Annotated in this window: 24 protein-coding genes, 1 pseudogene and 1 CRISPR repeat array; of the genes and pseudogenes, 13 read left to right on the forward strand and 12 right to left on the reverse strand. The window is 38.5% G+C overall.

All coding sequences use genetic code 11. The features are described from left to right. Positions 1–127: 127 nt before the first annotated feature. Positions 128–973: direct repeats of the CRISPR family, unit length 35 nt; unit sequence ATTTCAAAAAAATAACCCCGTAAGGGGACGGAAAC. A gap of 120 nt (positions 974–1,093) precedes the next feature. Together H0Z36_RS08990 and H0Z36_RS08995 are read left to right on the forward strand one after the other, a co-directional pair. Continuing rightward, positions 1,094–2,539 (forward strand): TIGR02710 family CRISPR-associated CARF protein, encoded by a 1,446-nt coding sequence (locus H0Z36_RS08990; RefSeq protein ID WP_296865633.1) that lies wholly within the window; start codon positions 1,094–1,096, stop codon positions 2,537–2,539. Between the two features lie 12 nt (positions 2,540–2,551). Continuing rightward, a complete protein-coding gene (locus H0Z36_RS08995) occupies positions 2,552–3,592 on the forward strand; it encodes a putative CRISPR-associated protein (RefSeq protein WP_296865634.1) in 1,041 nt (346 codons plus the stop codon). Positions 3,593–3,702: 110 nt separating this feature from the next. On the opposite strand, the gene H0Z36_RS09000 is transcribed toward H0Z36_RS08995, so the two are convergent. The 3 genes from H0Z36_RS09000 to H0Z36_RS09010 are packed head-to-tail and all read right to left on the reverse strand — an operon-like array spanning position 3,703 to position 6,039. After that, positions 3,703–4,398: a nuclease-related domain-containing protein gene (locus H0Z36_RS09000; RefSeq protein WP_296865636.1), complete on the reverse strand. Its 696-nt coding sequence runs from the start codon at positions 4,396–4,398 to the stop codon at positions 3,703–3,705. 44 nt (positions 4,399–4,442) lie between these two features. Next, the gene (locus H0Z36_RS09005; protein WP_296865638.1) at positions 4,443–5,285 is read right to left on the reverse strand and encodes a ParB/RepB/Spo0J family partition protein; all 843 of its coding nucleotides are present in this window, start codon (positions 5,283–5,285) and stop codon (positions 4,443–4,445) included. After that, on the reverse strand, positions 5,257–6,039 hold the full coding sequence (locus H0Z36_RS09010; protein ID WP_296865640.1) for a ParA family protein: 783 nt from the start codon (positions 6,037–6,039) through the stop codon (positions 5,257–5,259). The genes H0Z36_RS09005 and H0Z36_RS09010 overlap by 29 nt, the downstream gene beginning before the upstream one ends. 390 nt (positions 6,040–6,429) lie before the next feature. On the opposite strand from H0Z36_RS09010, the gene H0Z36_RS09015 reads away from it, so the two are divergent. The 4 genes from H0Z36_RS09015 to H0Z36_RS09030 all read left to right on the forward strand — a co-directional run bounded on the left by H0Z36_RS09015 (position 6,430) and on the right by H0Z36_RS09030 (position 10,413). Continuing rightward, a complete protein-coding gene (locus H0Z36_RS09015; protein ID WP_296865642.1) occupies positions 6,430–7,527 on the forward strand; it encodes a CoA-transferase in 1,098 nt (365 codons plus the stop codon). Positions 7,528–7,543: 16 nt separating this feature from the next. Next, a complete protein-coding gene (locus H0Z36_RS09020; protein WP_296865643.1) occupies positions 7,544–8,329 on the forward strand; it encodes a CoA-transferase in 786 nt (261 codons plus the stop codon). Between the two features lie 239 nt (positions 8,330–8,568). After that, positions 8,569–9,618: a CoA-transferase gene (locus tag H0Z36_RS09025; RefSeq protein WP_296865645.1), complete on the forward strand. Its 1,050-nt coding sequence runs from the start codon at positions 8,569–8,571 to the stop codon at positions 9,616–9,618. A 12-nt stretch (positions 9,619–9,630) separates the two neighbouring features. Further along, positions 9,631–10,413 (forward strand): CoA-transferase, encoded by a 783-nt coding sequence (locus tag H0Z36_RS09030; RefSeq protein WP_296865648.1) that lies wholly within the window; start codon positions 9,631–9,633, stop codon positions 10,411–10,413. Between the two features lie 27 nt (positions 10,414–10,440). Here the strand turns inward: H0Z36_RS09030 and H0Z36_RS09035 are convergent, their stop codons facing one another. The 9 genes from H0Z36_RS09035 to rpmH form a co-directional block, all read right to left on the reverse strand. After that, on the reverse strand, positions 10,441–11,301 hold the full coding sequence (locus tag H0Z36_RS09035; protein ID WP_296865650.1) for a ParB/RepB/Spo0J family partition protein: 861 nt from the start codon (positions 11,299–11,301) through the stop codon (positions 10,441–10,443). A gap of 13 nt (positions 11,302–11,314) precedes the next feature. Further along, on the reverse strand, positions 11,315–11,959 hold the full coding sequence (rsmG, locus tag H0Z36_RS09040) for a 16S rRNA (guanine(527)-N(7))-methyltransferase RsmG (protein ID WP_296865652.1): 645 nt from the start codon (positions 11,957–11,959) through the stop codon (positions 11,315–11,317). A 9-nt stretch (positions 11,960–11,968) separates the two neighbouring features. After that, on the reverse strand, positions 11,969–13,846 hold the full coding sequence (gene mnmG / locus H0Z36_RS09045; RefSeq protein WP_296865654.1) for a tRNA uridine-5-carboxymethylaminomethyl(34) synthesis enzyme MnmG: 1,878 nt from the start codon (positions 13,844–13,846) through the stop codon (positions 11,969–11,971). A gap of 60 nt (positions 13,847–13,906) precedes the next feature. Next, positions 13,907–15,289 (reverse strand): tRNA uridine-5-carboxymethylaminomethyl(34) synthesis GTPase MnmE, encoded by a 1,383-nt coding sequence (gene mnmE / locus H0Z36_RS09050; RefSeq protein ID WP_296865656.1) that lies wholly within the window; start codon positions 15,287–15,289, stop codon positions 13,907–13,909. A gap of 161 nt (positions 15,290–15,450) precedes the next feature. Beyond that, a complete protein-coding gene (jag, locus tag H0Z36_RS09055) occupies positions 15,451–16,077 on the reverse strand; it encodes an RNA-binding cell elongation regulator Jag/EloR (RefSeq protein ID WP_296865659.1) in 627 nt (208 codons plus the stop codon). Between the two features lie 74 nt (positions 16,078–16,151). After that, positions 16,152–16,841: a YidC/Oxa1 family membrane protein insertase gene (locus tag H0Z36_RS09060; protein ID WP_296865661.1), complete on the reverse strand. Its 690-nt coding sequence runs from the start codon at positions 16,839–16,841 to the stop codon at positions 16,152–16,154. Between the two features lie 85 nt (positions 16,842–16,926). Further along, on the reverse strand, positions 16,927–17,133 hold the full coding sequence (gene yidD, locus H0Z36_RS09065; RefSeq protein ID WP_296865662.1) for a membrane protein insertion efficiency factor YidD: 207 nt from the start codon (positions 17,131–17,133) through the stop codon (positions 16,927–16,929). Beyond that, complete coding sequence (rnpA, locus tag H0Z36_RS09070) at positions 17,130–17,465, reverse strand: ribonuclease P protein component (RefSeq protein ID WP_296865664.1); 336 nt, start codon at positions 17,463–17,465, stop codon at positions 17,130–17,132. Before rnpA ends, yidD begins: the two co-directional genes overlap by 4 nt. A gap of 109 nt (positions 17,466–17,574) precedes the next feature. Continuing rightward, positions 17,575–17,709 (reverse strand): 50S ribosomal protein L34, encoded by a 135-nt coding sequence (gene rpmH / locus H0Z36_RS09075; protein WP_296865666.1) that lies wholly within the window; start codon positions 17,707–17,709, stop codon positions 17,575–17,577. A 262-nt stretch (positions 17,710–17,971) separates the two neighbouring features. Here rpmH and dnaA point away from each other — a divergent pair, with 262 nt between their 5' ends. From dnaA to H0Z36_RS09110, 7 genes and pseudogenes are all read left to right on the forward strand, one after another. Beyond that, entirely contained in the window at positions 17,972–19,285 is a 1,314-nt protein-coding gene (dnaA, locus tag H0Z36_RS09080; RefSeq protein ID WP_296865668.1) for a chromosomal replication initiator protein DnaA, read from the forward strand. A 144-nt stretch (positions 19,286–19,429) separates the two neighbouring features. Continuing rightward, positions 19,430–20,569 carry a DNA polymerase III subunit beta gene (gene dnaN, locus H0Z36_RS09085; protein WP_296865670.1) on the forward strand — a complete coding sequence of 380 codons (1,140 nt, stop codon included), beginning with the start codon at positions 19,430–19,432 and terminating at the stop codon, positions 20,567–20,569. A gap of 21 nt (positions 20,570–20,590) precedes the next feature. After that, positions 20,591–21,703 carry a DNA replication/repair protein RecF gene (gene recF, locus H0Z36_RS09090; protein WP_296865672.1) on the forward strand — a complete coding sequence of 371 codons (1,113 nt, stop codon included), beginning with the start codon at positions 20,591–20,593 and terminating at the stop codon, positions 21,701–21,703. Continuing rightward, complete coding sequence (gene remB / locus H0Z36_RS09095; RefSeq protein ID WP_296865673.1) at positions 21,703–21,954, forward strand: extracellular matrix regulator RemB; 252 nt, start codon at positions 21,703–21,705, stop codon at positions 21,952–21,954. The genes recF and remB overlap by 1 nt, the downstream gene beginning before the upstream one ends. 3 nt (positions 21,955–21,957) lie before the next feature. Next, the gene (gene gyrB, locus H0Z36_RS09100) at positions 21,958–23,859 is read left to right on the forward strand and encodes a DNA topoisomerase (ATP-hydrolyzing) subunit B (protein ID WP_296865675.1); all 1,902 of its coding nucleotides are present in this window, start codon (positions 21,958–21,960) and stop codon (positions 23,857–23,859) included. A 16-nt stretch (positions 23,860–23,875) separates the two neighbouring features. After that, a complete protein-coding gene (gyrA, locus tag H0Z36_RS09105) occupies positions 23,876–26,311 on the forward strand; it encodes a DNA gyrase subunit A (RefSeq protein WP_296865677.1) in 2,436 nt (811 codons plus the stop codon). 112 nt (positions 26,312–26,423) lie between these two features. Further along, a pseudogene (locus H0Z36_RS09110) lies at positions 26,424–26,538 on the forward strand (pyridoxal 5'-phosphate synthase lyase subunit PdxS); the annotation flags it as partial.

The following is a 26,538-nucleotide window of genomic DNA, read 5'->3' on the forward strand; positions in this document are numbered from 1 at the left end:
CGCTCTGGGGAGATAGGGATTTTAGCTGTTTTTTCTGTGTAGTATGAATCTGATATTGTATAAATTTGATTTCTCACCCGCAAAATTGGTTTTTAGCCTGCATCCCGTGTAGCATACAGAAGACAGGATTTCAAAAAAATAACCCCGTAAGGGGACGGAAACTCAGGAGCGGATTTAATTCGGACGGTTCCACAGATGGATTTCAAAAAAATAACCCCGTAAGGGGACGGAAACTGCCAGCATATGAATTTCGCGCCTAGTAAGCCCCTGATTTCAAAAAAATAACCCCGTAAGGGGACGGAAACGATTTACACTTGGTGGCAATAACTGAATCCCCATATTTCTACATTTCAAAAAAATAACCCCGTAAGGGGACGGAAACCTGCCAAGTCTGACCATTATCCCAAGACGCATGAATTTCAAAAAAATAACCCCGTAAGGGGACGGAAACCAATTCTTTCGTGTTTGTTGCCCCGTCATATTTCCAGATTTCAAAAAAATAACCCCGTAAGGGGACGGAAACAGGCGACCAAAGGCGGGAATGGCGAAAATAAGGCATTAAATTTCAAAAAAATAACCCCGTAAGGGGACGGAAACTTGTTCCTGAAAAGCCAGCCTTAGCTTGTCCTCTCTAGATAATTTCAAAAAAATAACCCCGTAAGGGGACGGAAACAATCAGAAATTCAGGAATCAGAGAATCATGAGAATATTTCAAAAAAATAACCCCGTAAGGGGACGGAAACTATTTCTCCCGGAAGACTTCCGGGAGATTAGTGTTTTTAAAAATTTCAAAAAAATAACCCCGTAAGGGGACGGAAACCCTTCGTATAACACTGCATCTGTAGCAATTTTTTCTTTTTCATTTCAAAAAAATAACCCCGTAAGGGGACGGAAACGCTGATAACTCAGCCACCAATTCTGGATTTTCCTCCAGAAGCATTTCAAAAAAATAACCCCGTAAGGGGACGGAAAAATAAAAAATCCCTTTGATGTTTCACGTGAAACATTAAAGGGATCTCTTCTTTTTTTACCGGGCAGCAGGAATTTTATTTTTTTAAGACGAACCTGTATACTAAAACCTGGAGGGAAAATTATGGCATGGACAGTTGATCTCGAAAATACTTTACAAGAAAAAATCTCCTTTTGGCTCAATCTGACTTCTCCAAACGAAGTGAATGAATTTTACACTCGGGAAATTCTACCCCTTTCTCTAAAAAAATTTAAAGCCAGCTATCACAATCCAAACTACCTATATGACTCAGTTATCATGCCCCTGGGCAATTCTTGGCAGGCATTGGTGCACAGCATGTCTGTCCTTTCATCTGATGAATTTTTTATACTCTATTCCCCTGAAACCCGCAAATACCTTGATTTCATTTATCATTATGCTGATCTACGTCCATCAAGTATAATAAGCCGGGAAATCAAAGACAGCAATAACGCACTAGAAGTCTACAAAGCCATTAAGGAGTATTTTACTGGCAAATCTCCGCAAAAAGCGGCAGTTGACTTTACTGGTGGAACCAAGAGCATGTCCATAGGCTCCCTTCTGGCCGGAACTGTCTTGGGAATAAAAGATTTTTTTTATATCGGCAATGAACCCGGCACTTATATTGATAAATTCCGCCGTCCCCGCCCCGGTTCGGAAATTATGGTAAAAGTTGAACATCCTCTAGCCGTATTCGGCGACCTGGAAGCAGAAAAGGCCAAAAGCCTGGCTTTTGAATACAACTACCGCAGTGCCGCTCTAATCTATAATGAACTGCTGGACAAAGTCCCTGACCCGCGCGAATTCGAACTCTATTATCTTCTCCTTTCCGCATATGAAGCATGGGATAACCTGGAACTTAAACAGGCCTTTCTTTCCATGCAAAAACTACTTTCAAAAATTACCCAATACAGCAGTGAATATCCACAATCCGTTTTTACACGCAACCTGCCTATCTTGGTTCAACAACACGCTTTTCTGCAAAAACTGCAGATTTTGAATCAGAACAAAAATGTGGAAATTTTCAAAGATCGGAAACTTGCAATCGCTCTGCTTATGACCATTTACACTAACGCTCTGCGCCGGGAAAAACAAGGAAAGCTGGACATGGCTGCCCTCTTGCTTTATCGCATATTGGAAATGGTTTCACAGTTTACACTGCTTTTAAATTACGGTCTGGATACTGCCCACCCCGACTACAGTAAACTGCCGGTCGCTGAAAGCGAGCTCCTGGCTCTATTTACTGAAGAGTACAGGCGCTTAGGTCTGCGCCAGCCTTCTGAACTACCCCTGCAAATTTCCCTGATGCAGGGCTATATCCTGCTGAAAGTCTTAAACGACCCTCTTACTTCTAATCTTGATCTCCGTGCATTGAGCGGTCAAAGCGAAATCAGGAATAATACCATATTTGCCCACGGCTTCAGTTTTATAAGAAAAGAAAGCTATCAAAAATTTAAATCAATGGTTCAGGAATGTCTGGCCCGATTTTTAATACAGAACGATACGTGTTTAGAAAAAGAGCTGGACAAATTTTCTTTTATAATTTTGTAAGGAGGTTAATAAATGCGCAAAATTTTGTGTACAGTTGGAACTTCACTAATAAACAACGCCAGTCGTTCTCATTGGAAAACGTCATCTGCATCGGCTCTTTCGGATTTCATAAAGCACAAAGGGGAAAAAACTGCCGGCGCAGAAACTAATTCTTTAAGCCATATACTGCAGGAAAAAGATCATATTCTCTTTCTTCACTCCCAGACAGAGGAAGGCTATTTATGTGCAGATGCTCTATGCCGCTACTATGCTGACAGGGGATTCAGCGTCAAATCCCGTGAAATAAAGGGGCTTACTTATACCCACAACTCCTTTGCCCTGCACGGGCTCCGTTCCCTTATCTCTGCCCTTACTGATGAAATCCGTATAAGCCGCCGTATGTCAATACAGCCAGTAATTAACGCAACAGGCGGCTTTAAAGCCGAAATTGCTTATGCTACCTTAGTCGGGCTTATCTTTCAGGTACCTGTCTACTATATTCATGAACTCTTTCAGGATATTATCGAAATGCCTCCCCTCCCTGTAAACTGGGATCCGTCCCTTTTTATCGCCCATGAGGATTTTTTTGATTGGATCGCCCAAGAATTTCGGCGTAAAGAAAAGGTTCTAAACCGCTTAAAAGGACGTCCTCATGAGATCAATATGTTCCTTCACGAGGATAGTGAAGGCTATATAACTTTATCCCCGGCTGGTGAAGTCTACTACCAGGCCTTCTGCCATTTGAAGGAAAAAGCCAAGAAAGTTATGATATCGGAAAAAGCCCTGCGCTACTTTAAAAATCTGGATTCAACCCGGCAGGAAATATTTTCCCGCCTCATTAAAAAGCTTAATCTAGAACAGGTACGCAGTGCCTGTGCCCGGCAGGAACCTACCACCGACTGCTTTATTTACCCCACTGGAAATACTAAAGAGAGGATTTTCTATTTTACCGATGAAAACAAAGTTCTTCATATATGTGAACTGGCACAGCATGGGGACAATTATGAAGAACTCCACAAGCGCAGGGTAAATAAAGCCAATTATACCAGGTTTATCCCTTTTGAATTTGCTTAGCTATTAATACACCAGTTCCTTATTATTGTTTCACTTTGCTTCCGATTTAGACAAAAATGTTTCACGTGAAACATTACAAAGCGGGGAAATTTTCTCCCCGCTTTTATTTGCTATCTGATTTCTGCCTTTTTCTTTTCAATATCGGCAATATGTTTTTCTTTTACTGCTGCATCAACCCTGCTGAATCTCTTGAGCACAGAGTATATTTCATCAATCTGCTCAACAGTAAAATAAGTTGGCCGTTTTTTCATATTTTCTGCGACTCTTTTTCTTAATAACTGCCTCGGCACAACTTCTACATTTGAAGAAAAGAATTTTATATCCTTCAATGTGCAACGCTCGCTAAAAACTATATAAGAAATATATGCTTCATCCTGAATATCAGGCAGAGTATTTTTTAGTGCACTTATATGAGCTTTATTCTGCCATATGGGATTAAAAAAGCGATTTTTCTGACTTTTCCCCAAAACCTGAAGCCAATACTTATTTTTTTCATTTCCATAAATAAATCCGCTGTAATTTTTGGATTCAATAACATATATACCGGTTTCCGCTATCATTATTAAATCAATTTCAGTCGTTTCTTCCTTACCTTCTTTGGGAAGGTAGACGTTGGCCAAAATTTTCTTATGATCAGGCAGCTTTTCAAGATAAACAAAAGATAAAAATTCTCCGTATCTGCCTTTATCCAAAACAGTTGTCCAAAAACCGTTCCCCGTTTCTTTTTGATAGGCAGAATTGCGATAAACAAGATAACGGGGTAAAAAGCCAATCCCCGCCAACAGGGCAAAAGCCAAAAATGGCAAAACAATTATCTATTCCATAAACCCTCCACCTTTCAAAGGTTACCCTATTCAATAATTCCCCACATTTCCAATATCCTCTGTAAATCATCCTCACTGTAATAGGTAATCTCAATCTTGCCTCCCCGCCGGGTTCTGCTTATTTTAGCCTTAGTCCCCAGATAATTCTGTAGCTTTTCCTCCAAGTCGGCAATTTCAGGTTCTTTTGAAACCGACGAATTTTTTTTACGAGTCTGCACTTTTTTCTCCGCTTCTCTGACCGTTAAACTGTTTTTTAAAATTTCTTCGGCTGTTTTAAGCTGTTCTTCCGGGTTCTCAAGAGCTAATAAAGCACGGGCATGTCCTGCGGTCAATTTGCCTTTTTCCAAAAGTTCTATGATTTTTTCCGGCAGATTAAGGAGTCGCATGGTATTGGCAATATAGCTACGGCTTTTGCCCAGTTTTTCTGCCAGTTCTTCCTGGGTATAGCCAAATCTTTCAATCATTTGCTTAAATGATCTTGCCTCTTCTATCGGTGTTAAATCATCCCTCTGCAGGTTTTCGATAAGTGCAATCTGTGCCGCTTTTTCATCATCGGTTTCCATAATCAGGGAAGGTATCGTTTTAAGTCCTGCCATCTTTGCCGCCCTGAATCTGCGCTCACCGGCAATGATTTCATAAGTATCATCTTTTTTACGGAGTATTACCGGCTGTAAAACTCCATTTTCCTTTACAGATGAAGCTAATTCAGCCAGGCTTTCCTCATCAAACAGCTTACGGGGCTGGTCAGCACGCGGAAAAATTAAATCTATATCAATTTCCATAACCTTTTCTTTTTCAGAATCATTTGATAAATTTTCAGTAAAAAGAGCATCTAAACCTCTACCTAATCCTCTTTCTTTTCTGGACACGCTCAATCACCTCCTGTGCTAATTCTTGGTATGCTTCAGCACCTCTAGAGCGGGGATCATAAACTATAATCGGCTGTCCATGGCTAGGAGCTTCGCTCAAGCGGACACTGCGGGGAATAATGGTTCGGTAGATTTCCTTTTTAAAGTGTTTTTTTACTTCGTCTACTACCTGGATGGAAAGATTTGTCCTGCCATCAAACATAGTAAAAACAATCCCCTCGATTTTAAGCCTGGAATTCAGACGTTTTTGCACCAGTTTTATTGTTTCCATAAGCTGGCTCAATCCTTCTAAAGCGTAGTATTCACATTGCAACGGAATTATAACTGAATCAGCTGCATTTAAGGCATTAACTGTGAGCAATCCTAGAGATGGTGGACAATCAATAAAAATATAATCATATTCATCTTTCAAAACATCTATACCCATTTTTAAAGCACTCTCCCTGTGCTCATGAAAAGCCAGTTCTACTTCTGCTCCTGCCAATTGGATAGTAGAAGGTAAAATTTCCAGATTGTTAATTCTGGTTTCTAATTTAACTTTATAAGGTTCAATTTCCCCTATAAGGACATTATACAGGCAGTTCTTGACCTTCTTTCGGTTGATTCCCAGACCACTGGTAGCATTGCCCTGAGGGTCGAGATCAAGAATAAGAACTTTATATCCCATTCTGGCAATACAGGCACTCAGATTTATTGCCGTAGTAGTCTTGCCCACCCCTCCCTTTTGGTTGGCTACAGCTATTATCATCCCCATCTTTAAGCTCCTTTCTGAAGACTCCATAGTAAATTTCTTGATATATAATAAAAAACCTGCCTTAAACCATATTTATTGTAATCAAAATTTAAAAATGTTTCACGTGAAACATCCTGTCCTTGTAAAAAGGTTAGTATTCAATACATATATTTATTTTCATTTTTTAAAATCTGACAAAATATAAAAAATTCAAAAATACAGAATTATTTTTTTTTAATTCTTTTTGTAATAAAATATGTTTTTGTATTATAATCATGTCAAAGTAACTTATTTTAGTTTTTTTATTACACTTTCATGACACTATTTGGCTCACAATACAAGTAATATTACACTACTAGTTTTTTATCACTCTTCCACTAAAAAAATCTGGAGAGGGTAAGGGGGATTAATATGACAACCAATTTTGAGTACAACCAGGAAGCACTAAAAAACCTGCAGATTGATGATCCCAGTATTTTAGACCGCCTTATCGATGGAGAATCAGCCCGCCAAGCTCACCTTAAAAAAGAGCGAGGCAAAGTTGACAAAAGAATATCGCTGAAAGAAGCAGTCCAGGAGTTTGTCAAAGACGGGGACATTTATGCGGACAGCGGGTTTAGCTATGTTCGCACTCCTCTGCAGGCACTTTTTGAAGTAATGCGCCAGGGAAAAAAAGATTTACAGGGAATAGGATCACCCAACACTAATCACAGCTATGGAATACCCTACGGGACTTTTTCTTATTCACACAATTCTTATCTAGGAGCAGAAATGCGGGGAACCGACCGCAGCTACAGCAAAGCAGTAAAAGAAAAAAAAGTAAAAATCCTTTCCGAATGGAGCCACGGTTCAATGGGATTAGGCTTTAAAGCTGCCCAGATGGGAGCTCCTTATATCGCCTCAAAATCACTCTTAGGCAGCGATATAATAAAATATAATCCTTATGTAAAAGTTGTAGAAAATCCTTTCAAAAAAGATAAAGACCCGGTATGCCTTATTCCCGCACTTTATCCGGATGTAGTATTTATCCATGTCCAGTGGGCAGATAAATACGGTAATGCCCGCATCTACGGCCCGGCAGTAAATGACATTGCATTAGCAGTAGCAGCACGAAAAGTTATAATAACCGCTGAAGAAATAGTCCCTGAATCAGATCTTCGCAATACTACCAACACTAATGTTATACCATTTATGTTTGTCGATGCAGTAGTTCATCTGCCTTATGGAGCAGTTCCCGGCAACTGCCCCGGCTATTATTATTGGGCCCGTGAATTCTGGGAATGGGGAATCAGAATCGCCTTATCCGGCAAAGATGACAAATATCGTGACAGTTTCTGGGATTACTGGGTATTTGACTGTAAAGATCAGTTTGACTTCATAGAAAAATTGGGCGGAATACGCTGGCTTAACAAGCACCAGGTGATTGAAAGGGCTTTAAATGGCATAAATGAAGATGACGGAATAGATTTAAGCTACCAAAGCGTAATTCCAAAATGGGATGAAGAATAAAAAAGGGGGGTATAATATGTCAGTAGCACCTGCAAACCCTTTGGAAATGCTGGCTTATGTGGTATCAAAAAATATCCAGGATAAACAGATTGTATATGTAGGAACAGGTCTCCCAATGGTAGGAGCAATACTCGCCAAGAAAACCCATGCACCAAATATCACTCTGGTATATGAAAGCGGTGGACAAGATCCGATAGAAGGATCTATGCCGTGGTCAGTAGCTGACCCGGTTACCTGGAGAAAATCTCCTATAACAATGGAAATGCCACTATCATTTGCACAGGCTGCCAACGGCTATGTTGATGTTGCTTTCCAGGGAGCTGCTCAGATTGACATGTACGGCAATCTCAACACCCATATAATAGGGAATGACTTTTTAAATCCTAAAGCTCGCCTGACCGGCAGCGGCGGCGGCAATGACCTTATATCGCTTACTGAAAATACCATAATAGTAGGACTGCAAACCCCGGAAAAGTTCCCGGTCAAACTGGACTTTATAACCAGCCCGGGACATTTATACGGAGGAAACTCCCGCAAAGAAGCCGGCCTTTTAGGAAACGGCCCGGTAGCAGTAATAACTCAGCTGGGAGTATATGACTTTGAACCGGTAACTAAACGCATGCGCATTAAAAGCCTACATCCTGGAATAACCATAGAAATTGCCCAGGCCTGCACCGGCTTTGAGCTTTTAGTTCCCGAAGGAGAAATCCCGGTAACAGAAACTCCTCCTCTTGATGTATTGGAAATCCTACGCAATGAAGTAGACACGCAAAAAATGTTCATAAGTTTCCCGCCTCAATAAAAAAACCCGGCTTTAAAGCCGGGTTTTTTTATTGATTTTTATTTTCAAAATATTACCTATTAACTATTGTGCTGTAATTGTTATGCCTTTATAATATAATTATCACGAAATATTATTATTTTGTAATAATTATGTGTCTTAGTATCTATTTTGCTATTAATACTTTACTGTCAGGCGGGGGTGATTTTTTTCAACTCTTGTAATTTTTTAAAAGAAATACATATAAGGAGGTTGGGTAGATGGAATTTATGTATGCAACTCAAGAACAATTTGACCGTTTGGTAGACTTTAAGGGAGCCCGCGAATACCATCTCAGCAAAAGCCGCGTAAAAAAAGACAAACGCATGTCACTGGGAGAAGCTATTGATCGGTTTGTCCAGGATGGAGATATTCTGGCCGAAACAGGCTTTTCCTATGTCAGATCACCTATTCAAGCATATTTTGAGATAATACGCCAAGGCAAAAAGAATATGGTAAGCATAGGCTCCCCAATGTCAAACACTTCCTATCTGATGACAGCCAACTGTGTCTACGCGATACATCTTTCATATATAGGCGTAGAAATGCGCGGTAACGACAAAAACTTTGCCCGCAATATCAAAACGAAAAAAGCAGAAATCCTTTCTATCTGGAGCCACGGCAGCATGGCATTAGGCTTTAAAGCTGCACAGCTGGGAGCACCTTTTATAGGTTCCAAACAGCTTTTAGGTTCAGATATGCTCAAATATAATCCATATGTTAAGGTTATAGAAAATCCGGTAGGTTTGGACAAAAGCGAACCTGTAGTAATCATTCCCGCACTTTTTCCCGATGTATGCATAATTCATGTCCAAAAAGCCGACCGCTACGGCAATGCAGTAATTGAAGGCCCTGCCATCAACGATATCGCACTTGCCGCTGCCTGTCGCAAGGTAATAATAACTGCCGAAAAAATAGTCCCCGAAATGAGTATAAGGGAACTAGGAAATGCCTGTATTCCATTTTGGTACGTAGATGCGGTAGTTGAACTTCCCTACGGCGCACTTCCCGGCTGCTGTCCCGGATGTTATTACTGGGCCCGTGAATGGTGGGAATGGCTTGTAAGGATTGGAACTCCCAAAGAAGAAAATGTTCAGGATGTAATGCGATACTGGATATATGAAACTAAAGACCAATTCGAATTCATAGAAAAACTCGGCGGCATAAGATTTATAAACCATGCAACCCGCCTTATGGAGGCTGCTCAGGCTAATATTGACGATTCACTGGTAAGCTTTGACTATCAGGAAGTAATTCCAAAATGGGACTAAAGGAGGGATATAATGAGTAAAGTAGCACCGGCTAATCCTCTGGAAATGCTTGCATATAATATTTCACTTATGATTGAAGATAATCAAATAGTATATATCGGCACAGGTCTGCCTATGGTAGGAGCAATACTTGCCAAAAAAACTCATGCCCCTAATATAACCATGGTATACGAAAGCGGCGGCCAGGATCCACTAGAAGGCGAAATGCCCTGGTCAGTTGGCTGTCCTTTTACCTACCGCAAATCGCCTATGACCTTAGAAATGGCCATATCTTTCGGACAATGCGCCATAGGATACGTAGACATTGCTTTCCAAGGAGGAGCCCAAATTGATATGTATGGCAATGTAAATACCTCAGTAATCGGCTCCTATGAAAACTTAAAAGCAATCCTTCCCGGTAGCGGCGGTGGCAATGACATAGGCTCTCTTACCCAGAAATCAGTTTTAGTAGGACTTCAAACACCTGACCGCTTCCCGGCCAAGGTTGACTTTATAACTACCCCCGGCTATCTCGACGGAGGGGATTCCCGGGAAAAAGCTGGTCTTCTAGGAGGTCCCATAGCAGTTGTCACTCAAGTAGGCATATATGATTTTGAACCTGTAACCAAACGCATGCGTATCAAAGCTTTAAACCCCGGCATGTCAGTTGAAATTGCCCAGGCTTGCACCGGATTTGAACTTCTGGTTCCTGAAGGTGAAGTTCCTTTTATAGAGCCTCCCAGGGATGAAGTATTAGAAATCCTGCGCAATGAAGTAGATCCAAGACGGGTATTTACCAAAATGCCTGGTTCATAAAAAAATGGGGGAATTTCCCCCGTTTTTTCATGAACTTAAAATCTGCCTTAAAAAGGGGCGCTTTTTAGCAACCCTTATAACCAATTCATAGCTTTCCTCATCATTATTTTCTTCCATATATATGTTAATCCCGGTCTGTTTTGCCCTCTTAACCGTCTCTTTTATGGTATTTAGAAAAATACGCGCATCTCTTATAACCATGGAAACATTTTTTTCTGTATTATGTCCTTTGTCTTCTAAAAGAAGCTTATTTTCAGATATTTTATCAACAAGTCTTTCTGCCTCTCTTAACGTAAGGCCTTTTTCACATATCCGGTCAATAATCTCAATCTGCACCCGGGGAGAATTTACCTTTAAAAGAATCTGCGCATAATCCTCATTAAGCCCGGAACTTATAATCTTATTTCGGACTTCAGGAGAAAAATTTGCCAATAAAAGCTTATCTGCTATTACTGACTTGCTACTGCCAGTTTTACGCACTATATCATCTCTGGATAATCCAAAAACATCACAAAGCATCCTGTAAGCATCAGCTTCTTCAAAAAAATTAAGGCTCTTTTTCTGCAGGTTTTCAATCAGGGGAATGAGGGCTGCTTTTTCATCATCTATATCTTTGACTATAGCCGGTATCTCAGAAAGTCCTAATAAAAGACAGGCCTGGTACCTTCGTTCTCCTGCTATAAGCTGATAAAAATCTCCCTCTTGTCTTAATATTACCGGCTCAATTACACCATAAAGGCGAATAGACTGTGCCAGTTCATAAATTCCTTCTTTATCAAAGTTTCTTCGAGGATGGAATGGACTTCTTATAATCCGGGACAACGGCACATAAATCACGCTTTCATCGCTTATTTTCCCCCACATTTTATTAATTTTTTGATAAAGCATAAAATCCCCCCTCTTATAAAGGCCTTTTAGACGGCATACCTGTTCTGCGCGGATACTTTTCCGGGGTTTTTCCTGTTTTTTCAATTACCACTATGTAGCGCTTTTTTTCTTCTGATAAAGAATAAGAATAAATATTATCAACCCTGCCCCCCAAAATTTTCAGGGCATTTTCAGCATCTCTTATCTCCTCTTCAAAAGAGGGACCTTTCCACATATATGCTTTTCCACCCTTTTTAAGCAGAGGAAGGGCATATTCAATCATTACATTCATGGAAGCTACTGCCCGGCTGGTGCAAAAATCAAATTTTTCGCGAAAATCCAAATTTCTTCCCACATTCTCCGCTCTATCCCTTAAAACTTCAACATTGATAATCCTACATTCTTCTTTTACCCTTTGTAAAAAGCTGCTCTTTTTTAAATCAGATTCAATAAGCGTAAAAAATGTTTCCCTGCGGTGCATAGCCAAAATAAGCCCGGGAAAACCTGCTCCGCTGCCAATATCAACCCCGTTGCCAGCTAAAGATACAAAATCCAAAATTGCTAAAGAATCTTTAATATGCTGGTCTAAATCTTCTTTGTTCACCCTTCTGCTTACAAGATTATGTTTTTCATTTTCCTGTAAAAGTAAGTCCTTGTATTTAATTACAATATATTCCATATTAATCTCTTACTTCCTTCTTTTTTTTTCTAAAAAAATTAATAAAACATTTATGTCGGCCGGATTAACTCCCGAAATGCGTGAAGCCTGCCCGATAGATACCGGCCTTATTTCATTAAGCTTCTGGACTGCCTCATTAGACAGGCCAAATACCTCAGAATAATCTATATCTTCAGGTATAGCCCGGTTTTCCATTTTTTCAAACTTCTTAATCTGTTCTTCCTGTTTCTTTATATAGCCTTCATACTTGGACTGTATTTCCAGCTGTTCTAAAATATCTAGATCATTGTCATCCACTAAACCTTCTTCTACCAGGTCTTTTATTTTTATCTCCGGCCTTTTTAATATTTCCCAAAGACTTACCCGGTCTCTCAAAGGAGCAGTATCCTTTCCTGTTAAAAATTCTGCCATTTCTTCATCGGCAGGGGTAAAAGTAGTTTCTTTAAGTCTTTCTATTTCTTTTTCCAGAATCTCTTTCTTTTCACAAAATATTCTCCAGCGGTAATCATTAACCAGCCCTATTTTCCGTCCTATTTCGGTTAAACGCAGATCAGCATTATCCTGCCTTAAAATAAGCCGGTATTCAGCCCGGGAAGTCAAAAGCCGGTAAGGTTCATCTATATCGCCAGTAACTAAATCGTCAATCATTACCCCTATATAAGCTTCGCTTCTTTTTAAAATCAAGGGTTCTTTTTCTTTAACCTTAAGAGCTGCATTAATCCCGGCAATAAGCCCCTGACCAGCAGCTTCTTCATATCCAGAAGTTCCGTTAATCTGCCCGGCAGTAAACAAATTTTCTATTTCTTTAGTCTCTAAAGTTGGTTTCAACTGGGAAGGGATAACATAATCATATTCAATGGCATAACCTGTTCTTATCATGCGGACATTTTCAAGTCCGGGAATACTGCGCAAGACTTTAAGCTGGACATCTTCCGGCAAACTCGTATTCATGCCCTGCACATACATTTCATCCGTTGAACGCCCTTCCGGCTCGATGAAAATCTGATGAGATTTTTTATCAGAAAAACGTACCACCTTATCTTCAAAAGAGGGACAATATCTAGGTCCACGCCCTTTGATAAGTCCAGTAAACAGTGGTGACCTGTCGAGGTTGTCCATTACAATCTGATGCGTCCTTTTATTGCTATGTGTAAGCCAGCAAGAAAGCTGAGGTCTTTTAACCCTCGGGCTTATATAAGAAAACCGCAAAGGCCTTTCATCACCCGGCTGTTCAATCATTTTTGAAAAATCCACACTTTTCCTGTCGATACGAGGCGGAGTTCCGGTTTTAAAGCGGCCTAAAGCTAAACCTAAATCCCTTAAAGAATCAGAAAGTTTAACGGCTGGAAATTGTCCGTTAGGACCTCCATCAAATGCCAAATCACCTATAATAATGCGTCCTTTAAGATAAGTTCCCGAGGTTATTACTATAGCCTTACAGCCAAATTTAGCTCCGGTTCTGGTTACTATCCCGGTAACTCTTTTATTTACGGTTTCAATCCTTTCTACTTCAGCCATTTTGACATCTAAATTCTCTTGGCTTAAAAGGGTTTTAAGCATTTCCCGATAATATTCATATTTATCCGCCTGTGCTCTTAAAGCCTGGACTGCCGGCCCTTTGCCAGTATTTATCATTCTCATCTGGATATGAGATTTATCTATATTTTTAGCCATTTCTCCCCCTAAGGCATCAATTTCCCGAACCAGCTGAGATTTGGCTGGTCCTCCGATAGAAGGATTACACGGCATTAAAGCGATATTTTCCATGCTTAAAGTAACTAAAAGGGTTTTACATCCCATACGGGCAGAAGCTAAAGCTGCTTCACAGCCGGCATGTCCCCCTCCTATTACTACCACATCATAATTTCCTGCGTTATAGGTAATCATAAAATCCCCCTTCTTTTAAGTAAAACCACAAAGTTCAAGCCTTTTTACAGTTTTTTTCGACTACTTGCCAATGCAAAAGTCCTGAAAGATTCTATTTATGATTTCTTCTTTTATATTCTTTCCGGTAATTTCACCTAAAGCCTCTAAAGCCCCCCTAACATCAACTGCTGTGCAGTCAAGCGGAACCTGGCCTAAACTATCCAGAACCGAAATCAGATGTTCTCGTGCCTTTTCTAAAGCCTTTTGCTGGCGCAGGTTGAATATCAATTCTTCACCGTCATAATCGGTTTTTCCCTCTAATACCATTTCGGTTATAGCTGAAATAAGTTCATCAAGACCGGTTTTTTCCTTAACAGATCCCCTGATAACCCGGACTCCGCCAAACAGTTTTTTAATTTCTTCTTCACTTATATTTTTTTCTGCCAAATCTTCTTTGTTTACTAAAACAATTACCTTCTCTTTATTTAAACCTTGATAAATTCTTATATCCTCCTCCGTAATGCCGGAGGCCACATCTAGCAGGAAAATAACTAAATCTGCTTCTTTTATTGCCTGTCCAGATTTTTCAACTCCTATTCTTTCAACTATATCATCGGTTTCCCTTATTCCTGCGGTATCCATTATCTTTACCGGTATACCGTTTATATTCAGATAATCCTCTACTATATCCCGGGTAGTGCCTGGTATATCAGTAACTATCGCTTTATCTTTGCGCAAAAGGAGGTTTAAAAGGCTTGATTTTCCTACGTTTGGCTTTCCAGAAATAACAATTTTAATCCCTTCACGATATACTTCGCCCCTTCGGGCTGCCTCGATAAACTTATTAACTTCATCTAAAACTATTTTTATATTTTCTTCCAGTCCAGCATAATCAGGTTCATCAACCTCGTCAGGGAAATCTATGCTGGCCTCAATAGCAGCATTTATTGAGGTTAAAATATCCTCCAAACGGTTGAAATCTTCCTTTTTTTCTCCCTTAAGCTGTTTTAAAGCCAATTTCATGCTTTTTTCACTTTTAGCCCTTATTATCTCAATTACAGCTTCTACCTGGCTCATATCCATTCTTCCATTTAAAAAAGCCCGACGGGTAAATTCTCCGGGTTCAGCCAGCCTTATACCATGATTAAGAACTTCTTCTAAACATTTACGTGCTGGCAAAATCCCGCCGTGGCAATTTATTTCCACCACATCTTCTCCGGTATAGCTTTTAGGAGCGCGCATAATAGACACCAGGACTTCATCAATATACTCACCTTTGTCATCTAAAATCCAGCCTAAGGTCATTGTATATCCTGGTTTATTTTTTATATCAACCTCAGGGTTATAAGGCTTAAAAATACGGCTTACTTTTTCAATAACACTGCTGCCGCTGAGCCTTATAATCGCTATTCCTCCTTCTCCCGGCGGAGTGGCAATAGCTGCAATATCATCATTAAATAACATAATCCAACACCACTTTTAAAAATTTTTTTATATGCATTATGTATAATACCAGAATAGACTTTCTTTTACACCTAAACTTATGCAAAAAGTGATAAAGAGAGTTTGGACAAAAAAAATTTTAATACATAAAAAAGACCCCGCAGGGTCTTTAAAATTCAAAGTTATTTTTTTAAAGCAATTACCACTTTACGATTAGGTTCATCTCCCATGGAATAAGTTGTGATAAGAGGGTCACCTTGCAAAACAGTATGGATAATTCGTCTTTCCTGGGAGCTCATAGGCCTCATTACTATTTGCTTTTTAGTCTTTTTAACTTTATCAGACAATCTTAAAGCAAGAGCTTCCAATGATTCTTCTTTCTTTTTGCGGTAATTTTCTACATCAATAACAACCCTTATCTTATCCTCCCGCTTTTTATTCGCCATCAAGGCCACAATAAACTGCAGTGCATCCAAAGTTTCTCCTTTATGTCCTATAATGAGCCCCATATCCTGGCCGGATAAATTAATTCTGACCACATCATCACTATATTCAACCTTTTCAATTTTACAGTCAATATTCATTTTTTTAAGCAGATTTTCCACTATTTCTGCTACTTCCTTTTCCGGTTTTTCCTTTAAAGTTACTCTTACCAAAGCCGGTTTTTTTACTAATCCAAACAATCCTTTGCTGGGCTCTTCTAAAACTTCCACTTTAACATCATCAATATCACATTTCAGTTCATCCAAAGCCGCCTTTACAGCCTCATCAATCGTTTTGCCCCTTTTTTTCACGGTCTGGATTTCCATATCTGTATATTTCCTCCTTTTCCCCCCTGCTTTAATTTCCTTCGTGCTCTTCAAACAACAAACTAAAAAACAGCTTATTTTTCCCTCACATTAAGAGCAGTTTTCTGGCTCGACTTATTAACATAAAGCTGCTGCAAAATGCCCAGGATATTAAACATTATCCAGTATATAGGTAATCCTGCCGGAAGGGTAGTTGCAATCCATGCCATAAAAAGCGGCATAAAATAGAGCATAGATTTTTGGGTCGGATCATCAGTATTAATCATAGAAACCCTTTGCTGTATATAGGTAGTCAACCCAGCCAAAATAGGAAGATATACAGCTACCGGATCGCCATGGGTGATTAAATACCATGCTGTCTGACTTATATTTGGAATACCTAAAAAAGCAGCATGTTCCGCTACGGTAAATTTAAAATTATACAGCGACTGATAAAAAGCAATAAAAATAGGCATCTGGATTAAAAGCGGCAAACATCCTCCAAATGGATTAACTCCATGTTCTTTGTAAAGTTCCATAACCTTAGCTTGCATCTTTTGCGGATCGTCCTGATATTTTTCCTGTATGTATTTAAGTTTTGGCTGCAGTTCCTGCATAGCCCGCATAGATTTAAGCTGTTTCTGGGTAAGAGGAAAAAGAACGAGCTTAATAACTATGGTCATTAAAATAATAGCCAAACCATAGTTCGGCAAACCGATTTTTATAGTTACTCCATACATGAACTCAATAAAGTTAGTAAACCAGTGCACAAAAGACTGCCACAAAATTTACCCTGCATATCGTTTTATATGCGATAGCAGGTAGTCACCTCCTTATTAGCTGAACAAAAATGTTCTTATATACCACTTTCTAAGGTACGGGATCATACCCTCCTGGATTAAAAGGATGACATCTTAAAATTCGCCTAAAAGCTAACCATCCTCCTTTTATTGCTCCGTATTTTTCTACTGCTTCTATGGCATAATTTGAACAGGAAGGATAAAAACGGCACGAAGGTTTTTTAAACAGGGTAGCTTTTTGGTATATCTTTATCAAAAAAACTATCAATCTCTTCAACCTAAACCAGCCTTCTTCAAAATTTTCATAACATCTTTATACAAAATAGAAAAAGTACATCCATCTACATTACGGCGACATACTATAACCACATCGAAGTTCCCTTTCAGATTATTTTTTTCATTATTTATAATTGCCCTGAGCTGTCTTTTCAATTTGTTTCTAACCACTGCGCTGCCTATTTTCTTACTGGCTACAAATCCAAACCGATTATAACCTAATCCGTTTTCCTTAATATATATTATTACATATTTTCCCGAAAATCTCTGCCCATTTTCATAAACCCTTTTATAATCTCCGGCTTTGCTTATTCTAAATTCTCTCTTTAACATAAAATACCTTCCAGATATTAGAATTTTTTCTTTTTCATTTTTAACTATTGTATATAAATTATTTTACCCGTATTTTTTAATAAGTAAAATAAAAGGTCGTCCAAACGACCTATGCAGATAATCTTTTTCTTCCTTTTCTTCTACGATTGGCTAATATCTTTCTGCCATTTTTAGTAGACATTCTCTTTCTAAAACCATGCTCTTTTTTTCTTTGCCGGTTTTTAGGTTGATAAGTTCTCTTCATCTCTACGCCGCCTCCCTTAATTTTTCCAATACTATATCATTATATTTATTGCTGAGGCAAGATGTCAAGCTTATAGGCCTTTCTAAATACTTCTATTTTTAGAACTGATTTGGTATCATTATTATGTTACATAAATTATCAACAAAAAACACAGTTGTTTTTCACATGATTTTCTTATATTATTGAAACTTGTCAAGATATCCACAACTTTATTTCAACAGGTAGATTTTTATTTTGCACATATTAACAGGAGGGCGGAAAAATGTCTTATACTACTGATGATTACAGACAGATATGGAACAAGGTTTTAGAAGTAATAAAAGGAGAAATCGGTGAAATCAGCTTTGATATATGGTTTACAATGGCAAAGTTTATCGGGTTAAAAAACAACCAGTTATATATAAATGTTCCCAACACCTTAACCAAAGAATGGATTGAACTTAAATACTCTGAACTGATTGAAAATAAACTCCGCTCCCTTACCGGACAAAACATAAGCCTGGTGCTTACCACTGACAATATAATAGAAAAGGAAAATCCCAAATGTAATCTTAATCCTAAATACACCTTTGATTCTTTCGTCGTAGGAAACAGTAATCGTTTTGCACATGCAGCCTGTTATGCAGTAGGAGAAAGTCCTGCTAAGGCCTATAATCCTCTTTTTATTTACGGTGGAGTTGGTCTAGGCAAAACTCACTTAATGCAGGCAATAGGACATCATATACTGGCCAAATATCCGGGAACATCTGTTATGTATGTCTCATCAGAACAGTTTACAAATGAACTTATAATGTCTATTAAAGATGACAATACATCAGGATTCAGACAAAAATATCGCAATATAGATGTCCTCCTTATAGATGATATTCAGTTTCTAGCAGGCAAAGAGCGAACCCAGGAGGAATTTTTCCATACATTCAATTCACTTTACGAAGCAAATAAACAACTGGTAATATCAAGCGACCGTCCTCCAAGAAGTATTCCTACTTTAGAAGATCGGCTTCGCTCTCGTTTTGAATGGGGACTTATAACTGATATACAGCCGCCTGATTTAGAAACCCGTATAGCTATTCTGCGCAAAAAAGCGCAGACAGAAAATTTAGATATTCCCTACGATGTTTTAGACTATATCGCCAATTATATAGATTCAAACATACGAGAATTGGAAGGAGCCCTTATAAGACTGGTGGCTTACGCCACTCTCAACAATAAACCTGTAAACATGGATACAGCGGTAGAAGCATTAAAAGATATTCTTCCCGCTCCCAGACCTAAAAAAATAACTATTGAAAATATTCAAAAAGCAGTAGCCGAATACTACGGGATACAGGTAAGCGAACTTTTATCTAAAAAACGCAACAAACAATTGGTCTACCCAAGACAGATAGCTATGTATCTGTGTCGAAAGCTTACCGATGCATCCTATCCTCAGATAGGTGAGCAGTTCGGTGGCCGCGACCATACAACCGTTTTACATGCCAACGAAAAAGTAGAAAAAGACATAATAAACAGCCCGGAACTCAAAAAAACCATAAATGAACTCTGTAAAAAAATTGACCCTAATTACACCGCTTAAAATCAGTTATCAACAAAGTTATCAAAAAGCAAAAAAGCAGAGACAAAGGGACATAAAGCCCATTATCCACATATTAAGTTTGCCTATTACTATTACTGCTACAGTTCTTATAAGAAATAAGTAAAAAAGAGCGGAGGTTAAAAAATGAAGTTCATTATCGAAAAAGGAGAACTGTCTGCACTTACCACCCTCGTTCATCGTGCAGCATCAAATAAAAACACTATCCCTGCTTTATCAGGCCTCCTTATAGAGGCAGATCAAGCAAAAGGACTTACTATGACTGCTACCGACATGGAAATAGGAATAAAAACATCAACCAAAGAAGTTGAAATAATTGAAGAAGGAAGGGTTTTGGTCAATGCCCACTATTTTGCTGACTTTATAAAACTTTTGCCTGATTCAACCATTACTGTTCAGCTAAATCCCGAAACGGCCAAGCTGGACATAACCTACGGACGCTCTACCGGACATATTAATATCTATAACGACCAGGAATACCCTGATCTTCCTCTACAGGAAATTAAAGAAAAATTTTCTCTTCCTCAAAAAATACTTAAAGAAGGACTTAAAAAAACTGCTTTTGCCGCTGCTTCAAATCATTTTCGCCAGGTATTTACCGGAGTACTTTTTGACATACTGCCAGGAGGAGTTTTAAAAATAATTGCGTCTGACACTCACAGGCTGACTTACTATACGTATATGATGCCTGAAAAAGATTTAGAACCGTTCAATTTTGTCATTCCTACCCGAACAGTTAACGAAATATTGAGGGTAGTCGAAGACACTGACGAGCCCTTTCACATATCATTAAGCGGTAACAACGTAGTATTCAGCAAACCCGATTTTATACTTCTTTCAAGACTGATTGAAGGACAATATCCCGACTATGACCAGGTTATTCCTGATAGTTTTAAAACCGAAGTCAAGATAAATGCCTATCAGCTGGCCACTACTCTGGAAAGGGCAAAAACAATGCCTACTGACGACAAGCTTAAAATTCAGTATGTTCAAATGTCCTTCAATCAAAATGAGGTGACCTTCAAGACTTATTCTGAAATCATGGGGGAAATAGTTGAAATTATCGAAAACATAGAAATAGAAGGTGAAACTGATTTTAAAATATCATTCAATACCAATTACCTCCTGGATATTGCCAAGATATATGCTTCAGAAGGAGAAAAAATTAACATAAAATTTTCCGGTCCGTTAAGTCCAGCTTTAGTAACTAATCCTGAAAAAGACAATTATTTTTATGTTATAGTACCTTTAAGAACCGCCAACTAAAAGGGAGCGAGAATCAGAAAATTGAAAATAGAAACCTTTAAAATAAACGATTTCCGCAATATAAAAGAAATATATCTGCCCAAAGGCGAAATATCGAATTTCAATATTTTCATTGGAAACAACGGGCAGGGCAAAACTAATATTTTAGAAGCACTGTATATTCTAAGCATGCAAAATTCTTTTCGCACCAGCAACTACAATCATCTTATAAACTATGACAGAGAAGGATTCAGAATCAGGGCTGAATACAATATAGACTACAGAGAATTCGAAATAGAATTAAAGTATCAAAAAAACAAAAAAAAAGAGGTATATATAAACCGAAAAAAAGCTTCTAAAAAACACCCTTACTGCCCTAAAGTGGTGCTTTTCACCCCTGACGACCTTTATCTGATTAAAGGTTCGCCAGTAAAGAGAAGAAATTTTATTGATTCTATTCTCAAACAGTTATCAAACGAGTACGCATATTTTATAGAAGAATATGGAAAAATTATAAAAAAAAGAAATTTTTTACTAAAAAAAGGACAGAGCGAAAGTAAAGCCTTTTCTATTCTCAATCAGATACTTGTAGAAAACGGAACTCAGATTATTCTCCACCGCATCAATTTTATAAATATTTTAGAAAAAACTGCTGCTGAAATTTTTCAAGAAATAAACCAGGATGAATCCAAAATAAAAATAAAATATGCGCTTTCTTTTCCGATTGAAAATGATAAGATAAATACTGCTGTTCTTAAGGAAAAATTTGATATTGAACTTAAAAAAATAAAAGAGAAGGAAATAATAAGAAAAACAACCTTAATAGGACCTCATCTTGACGATATTAATTTTTACTATGATAATAAACTGGCTCGTTCTTTTGCCTCTCAAGGACAGCAGAGAAATATGGTCATCGCTTTAAAACTGGCGGAAATACACGCTTTCTATAAAGTAAAAGGTTTTTTTCCTGTTTTCTTGCTCGATGAAGTTTTGTCAGAACTCGATCAGGAAAGAAAAATCCTTTTATTAAGATATTTAGAAAAATCAGATTTTCAAACTTTCCTGACTTCGGTAAAGGCTGAGGAAAATATTTTCGAAAAAGCTAATTTATTTTATATAGAAAATGGGAGCATCACGCGAAAGGGGCAGTCATAATGTATGTACATCTTGGGAATAACTACATAATATCTACCCGGGATATTATAGCCATAATAAATATTGAGCCTCCTGTTTCTGAAGAATTGGACGATGTCATAGAAACAGCGTGTATTGACAAGAAGCTGATAAATATCGCAGAAGGTAAAAAAAGCAAATCCCTGGTTATATGTAATGACAATGTTTATATTTCACCTATATCTTCTACCACCCTTTATAAACGAATAGCCAACTACAATAAGGAGGTTTAAAATTTGGCCAAAAATGACAATACCTATACTGCTTCCGATATTCAGGTTTTAGAAGGTTTAGAAGCGGTAAGAAAAAGGCCAGGTATGTATATAGGGTCTACCGGTCCCAAAGGATTACATCACCTGGTCTTTGAAATTGTAGACAACAGCATAGACGAGTCGGTAGACGGACACTGCGATTATATCAAAGTTGTTATTCATAAAGACAACAGTGTAACAGTAATGGATAATGGACGGGGAATACCGGTAGATATTCACCCGATGATGGGTATTTCTGCTCTGGAAGTAATTATGACTACCCTTCATTCCGGAGGTAAGTTTAGTGGCAATAATTACAGCACATCCGGTGGACTGCATGGAGTAGGTCTTTCAGTAGTCAATGCCCTTTCCCGCCGCATGAAGGTGAAAGTAAAAAGAAATGGCAAGGTTTATGAGCAGGACTACGAAAAAGGAAAACCTTTAAATGAGGTCCATGAAACAGGGAAAGCTGAAGATACAGGCACTATTATCACCTTCTGGCCTGATGAAACTATTTTTGAAGAAACTGTTTTTGACAAAGATATAATCATGCAGCGTCTGAGGGAGCTGGCATTTTTAAATCGCGGAGTCAAAATAGAATTTATTGATGAAAGGGAAGGATTTGTAAAGGAATTTAACTATACGAACGGACTAAAGGACTTTGTCTGCCATCTTAATAGAAATAAAGAGGTTCTGCAGCCGGATCCTTTATATTTTGAAGATAAAAGGGAAGAGGTATACGTAAAAGTTGCTGTTCAGTATAATACCGGATATAGCGATAATATATATTCTTTTGCCAATAATATACGAACCGAGGAAGGCGGAACCCATGAGCTGGGTTTTAAAAATGGGCTTACCCGGGTTATAAACGACTATGCCCGAAAAAACGGAATATTAAAAGAAAATGAGGCCAACCTTGCTGGAGAAGATATAAGGGAAGGGATAGTTGCTGTAATCTTGGTTCTTGTAAAGGAACCGCAGTTTGAAGGGCAGACCAAGACTAAGCTGGGAAATACCAATGTCCGGACTATTGTTGAAAATACGGTATATGAAAATATTGAAGACTACCTTAATCAGAACCCGTCTATTGCCAAAAGGATTATAGAAAAAGCAGTTTCTGCCCGCAGAGCCAGGGAAGCTGCAAAAAAAGCCCGCGAACTTACACGGCGCAAGAGTGCTCTGGAAGCTACTTCACTTCCGGGCAAACTGGCTGACTGCAGCAACAAAAATCCGGCTGAAAGCGAACTTTTTATTGTAGAGGGAGATTCTGCAGGAGGTTCTGCTAAACAGGGGAGAGATCGCGACTGTCAGGCTATACTTCCCTTGAGAGGTAAGATTCTTAATGTTCAGAAATCCCGGTTGGATAAGGTTTTATCAAATGAAGAAATAAAATCCCTTATTACTGCGATTGGAACGGGAATAGCAGATGATTTTGACATTAAAAAAGCACGGTATCATAAGATTTTTATTATGACTGATGCTGATGTTGACGGTTCCCATATAAGGGTGCTTCTTCTTACTTTCTTCTACCGATACATGCGTGAACTTATAAAAGAAGGATATATATATATAGCCCAGCCTCCGCTTTATGGAGTCAAGAGGGGAAATGAAATTCATTATTTTCATTCTGATGAAGAAATGCAGGAGTTTTTGAAAAATACTGATAAAAAGTGGTCTATTCAAAGATATAAAGGGTTGGGAGAAATGGATCCCGAGCAGTTATGGGAAACTACCATGAATCCGGAAAAGAGAATTGTCCTTAAGGTTACCATTGAAGATGCTGTTGAAGCAGATAGGATATTTTCAGATTTAATGGGTGAAAATGTTGAACCGAGGCGTGAGTTTATACAGGCTAATGCCAGATATGTGACTAACCTTGATATTTAAAAGGTGGTGAATTTGTTTGCCGCAGGAAAATTTGTTTGAAAAAGTTATAACAGTTGATATAGAAAAAGAGGTAAAAAAATCTTTTCTGGAATATTCCATGAGTGTTATAGTATCCCGAGCTATTCCGGATTTCAGGGATGGTTTAAAACCGGTGCATCGTCGTATTCTTTATGCCCTTTACGACCAGGGTATGACCCATGACAAGCCTCATAAAAAATCGGCCAACATAGTTGGTGAAGTTATGGGGAAATACCATCCGCACGGTGATGCTGCAATATATGAAACTATGGTTAAGATGGCGCAGGATTTTGTTATGCGCTATCCTCTTATAGACGGCCACGGTAACTTTGGTTCTATTGACGGTGATTCGGCGGCAGCCATGCGCTATACGGAAAGCCGGATGTCAAAAATCGCCTTAGAGATGCTTAAAGATATTGAAAAAGATACAGTGGACTGGAGGCCTAATTATGACGAATCCCGTCTGGAGCCTCAAGTGCTGCCGGCCAGAATTCCTAACCTTCTTATAAACGGTTCTTCAGGTATAGCGGTGGGAATGGCTACCAACATACCTCCACATAACCTATCTGAAGTAGTGGAAGGAATAAAGCTGGTTATTGATAATCCTGATGTTTCTGTTGATGAGATAATGAAAAAAATAAAAGGACCTGATTTCCCAACTGCTGGTATCATTATGGGAGATAAAGGAATAGAGGAGGCTTACCGCACCGGCAGGGGAAGTATAAAAATAAGGGCCCGTTATACGATAGAAGAAAGAAGGGGCGGCAAAAATGCTATTGTTGTAACTGAGATTCCTTATCAGGTTAATAAAGCAAGACTGGTAGAAAGAATAGCTGAACTGGTAAGAGATAAAAAGATTGATGGGATTGTAGATTTAAGAGATGAATCTAATCGCCAAGGTATTCGGATAGTCATTGAGGTTAAAAAAGATGCCAATGTAAATGTAATAATAAACAAGCTTTTTAAACATACCCAGATGGAAGAAAGCTTCGGCATCATTATGTTAGGTCTTAAAAATGGACAGCCTCAGATACTCAACCTTAAAGGGATAATTGAACATTATATTGAACACCGCCGGGAAGTAATCGAAAGAAGAACCAGGTATGATTTGAATAAGGCATTGGAGCGCCTGCATATAGTTGAAGGTCTGCTTAAGGCTTTAGATTATCTTGACGAAATTATTGAAATAATAAGAGGCAGCAGAGATAGAGAAGATGCCCGAATTAAACTTACTTCAAGGTTCGGTTTTACTGAAGTGCAGGCTAATGCCATCCTCGATATGCGTTTGGTGCAGCTTACCAACTTAGAGAGAAGTAAGCTGGAGGAGGAATATAATGGACTTAAAGAAAAGATCTCTGATTATGAAGATATCTTGGCGCGTCCGGAGAGGGTAGCAGCTATAATCAAAGAAGATTTAGATGATATAAAGGAAAAATACGGAGATGAGCGAAGAACAGAAATATGCTATGAAACCAGTAATTATAACATTGAAGACCTTATTGAAGACAGTGAAGTTGTAATAACTTTAAGCAGCCGTGGGTATATAAAAAGACAGCCATTAGATGCTTATAAAGCGCAAAAAAGAGGCGGAAAAGGAGTAACTGCTGCAAATACACGCACTGAGGACTTTTCCAGCCATGTTATAGTTACCAGTGTGCTTAATGATATTTTGTTTTTTACCAATAAAGGTCGGGTTTTTTCCTGCAAAGCTTATCAGCTTCAGGAATCTTCCAGACAGGCTAAAGGTATGCCGCTTATAAACTATATCGACATAAAAAGTGAAGAAAGGGTAACTACGATTGTAGCAGTTAAGGACTTTAACAGTGTTAACAGCCTGCTGATGGTGACTAAAAAAGGAATAATCAAAAAGCTTTCTCTTTCTGCACTTACTAATATAAGGAAAAACGGTCTTATTGCTATAAGTCTTCACGATGATGATGAACTTGTAGGAGTAGTCAGGGTAAAAGAAGAAGAAAAGGTTATGATAGCAACTGCCCGGGGTTTTTCTATAGTCTTTGGAGAAGAACAGGTAAGGCAGATGGGAAGGACAGCAGCAGGAGTAAAAGCAATTAATCTTTCTAAAGATGATTATGTAGTAGGAATAGATAAATATCGAGAAAATGGTTATGCCCTCTTTGTTACGGAAAAAGGATATGGCAAACGAACCGAATTAAGCGAATTCAGGATCCAAAACCGGGGAGGAAAAGGGATTAAGTCTATTGATATTTCAGAAAGAAACGGAAATTTAGTTGCATTTAAAATAGTATCAGAGGGAGAAGAAATGGTAATCTTAACAGAAGAAGGACACATAATTCGGTTGGAAACTGAAGACATATCAGTTCAGAAACGCTATTCAAGAGGGGTTTTGCTGATGAGACTTGAAAGCGGAGATAAAGTAACCAGCCTGGCTCGATTCAAAGTTGAGAAAGAATAAAATAATATTTTTTTATGACCTCCATTTTAAATAATACTTTAGCTATAATTATATTTTGATATAAAATTATAGAATAAGATTTTAATGGAAGAATTGCATGGGAGGATAAATCATGAAAGAAAAAGGAACCTTTACGGTGAAAGCAGGATTAGCCCAGATGCTTAAGGGTGGAGTTATCATGGATGTAACTACTCCGGAACAGGCCAAGATTGCAGAAGAAGCCGGAG

Origin of the sequence: Thermosyntropha sp. (assembly GCF_017656155.1) — a bacterium.
In the GTDB taxonomy this organism is placed as follows: Bacteria; Bacillota; Syntrophomonadia; order Syntrophomonadales; family Syntrophomonadaceae; genus Thermosyntropha.

Excerpts from the sequence above, each read along its gene's own strand:
- H0Z36_RS09020 (WP_296865643.1), top strand. The coding sequence starts at position 7,544 with ATGTCAGTAGCACCTGCAAACCCTTTGGAAATGCTGGCTTATGTGGTA.
- dnaN (WP_296865670.1), top strand. The coding sequence starts at position 19,430 with ATGAAGTTCATTATCGAAAAAGGAGAACTGTCTGCACTTACCACCCTC.
- jag (WP_296865659.1), bottom strand. The coding sequence starts at position 16,077 with ATGGAAATCCAGACCGTGAAAAAAAGGGGCAAAACGATTGATGAGGCT.
- H0Z36_RS09030 (WP_296865648.1), top strand. The coding sequence starts at position 9,631 with ATGAGTAAAGTAGCACCGGCTAATCCTCTGGAAATGCTTGCATATAAT.
- mnmG (WP_296865654.1), bottom strand. The coding sequence starts at position 13,846 with ATGATTACCTATAACGCAGGAAATTATGATGTGGTAGTAATAGGAGGG.
- H0Z36_RS08990 (WP_296865633.1), top strand. The coding sequence starts at position 1,094 with ATGGCATGGACAGTTGATCTCGAAAATACTTTACAAGAAAAAATCTCC.
- remB (WP_296865673.1), top strand. The coding sequence starts at position 21,703 with ATGTATGTACATCTTGGGAATAACTACATAATATCTACCCGGGATATT.
- H0Z36_RS09010 (WP_296865640.1), bottom strand. The coding sequence starts at position 6,039 with ATGGGGATGATAATAGCTGTAGCCAACCAAAAGGGAGGGGTGGGCAAG.
- H0Z36_RS09015 (WP_296865642.1), top strand. The coding sequence starts at position 6,430 with ATGACAACCAATTTTGAGTACAACCAGGAAGCACTAAAAAACCTGCAG.
- mnmE (WP_296865656.1), bottom strand. The coding sequence starts at position 15,289 with ATGTTATTTAATGATGATATTGCAGCTATTGCCACTCCGCCGGGAGAA.
- rnpA (WP_296865664.1), bottom strand. The coding sequence starts at position 17,465 with ATGTTAAAGAGAGAATTTAGAATAAGCAAAGCCGGAGATTATAAAAGG.
- rsmG (WP_296865652.1), bottom strand. The coding sequence starts at position 11,959 with ATGGAATATATTGTAATTAAATACAAGGACTTACTTTTACAGGAAAAT.
- H0Z36_RS08995 (WP_296865634.1), top strand. The coding sequence starts at position 2,552 with ATGCGCAAAATTTTGTGTACAGTTGGAACTTCACTAATAAACAACGCC.
- rpmH (WP_296865666.1), bottom strand. The coding sequence starts at position 17,709 with ATGAAGAGAACTTATCAACCTAAAAACCGGCAAAGAAAAAAAGAGCAT.
- dnaA (WP_296865668.1), top strand. The coding sequence starts at position 17,972 with ATGTCTTATACTACTGATGATTACAGACAGATATGGAACAAGGTTTTA.
- H0Z36_RS09035 (WP_296865650.1), bottom strand. The coding sequence starts at position 11,301 with ATGCTTTATCAAAAAATTAATAAAATGTGGGGGAAAATAAGCGATGAA.
- H0Z36_RS09025 (WP_296865645.1), top strand. The coding sequence starts at position 8,569 with ATGGAATTTATGTATGCAACTCAAGAACAATTTGACCGTTTGGTAGAC.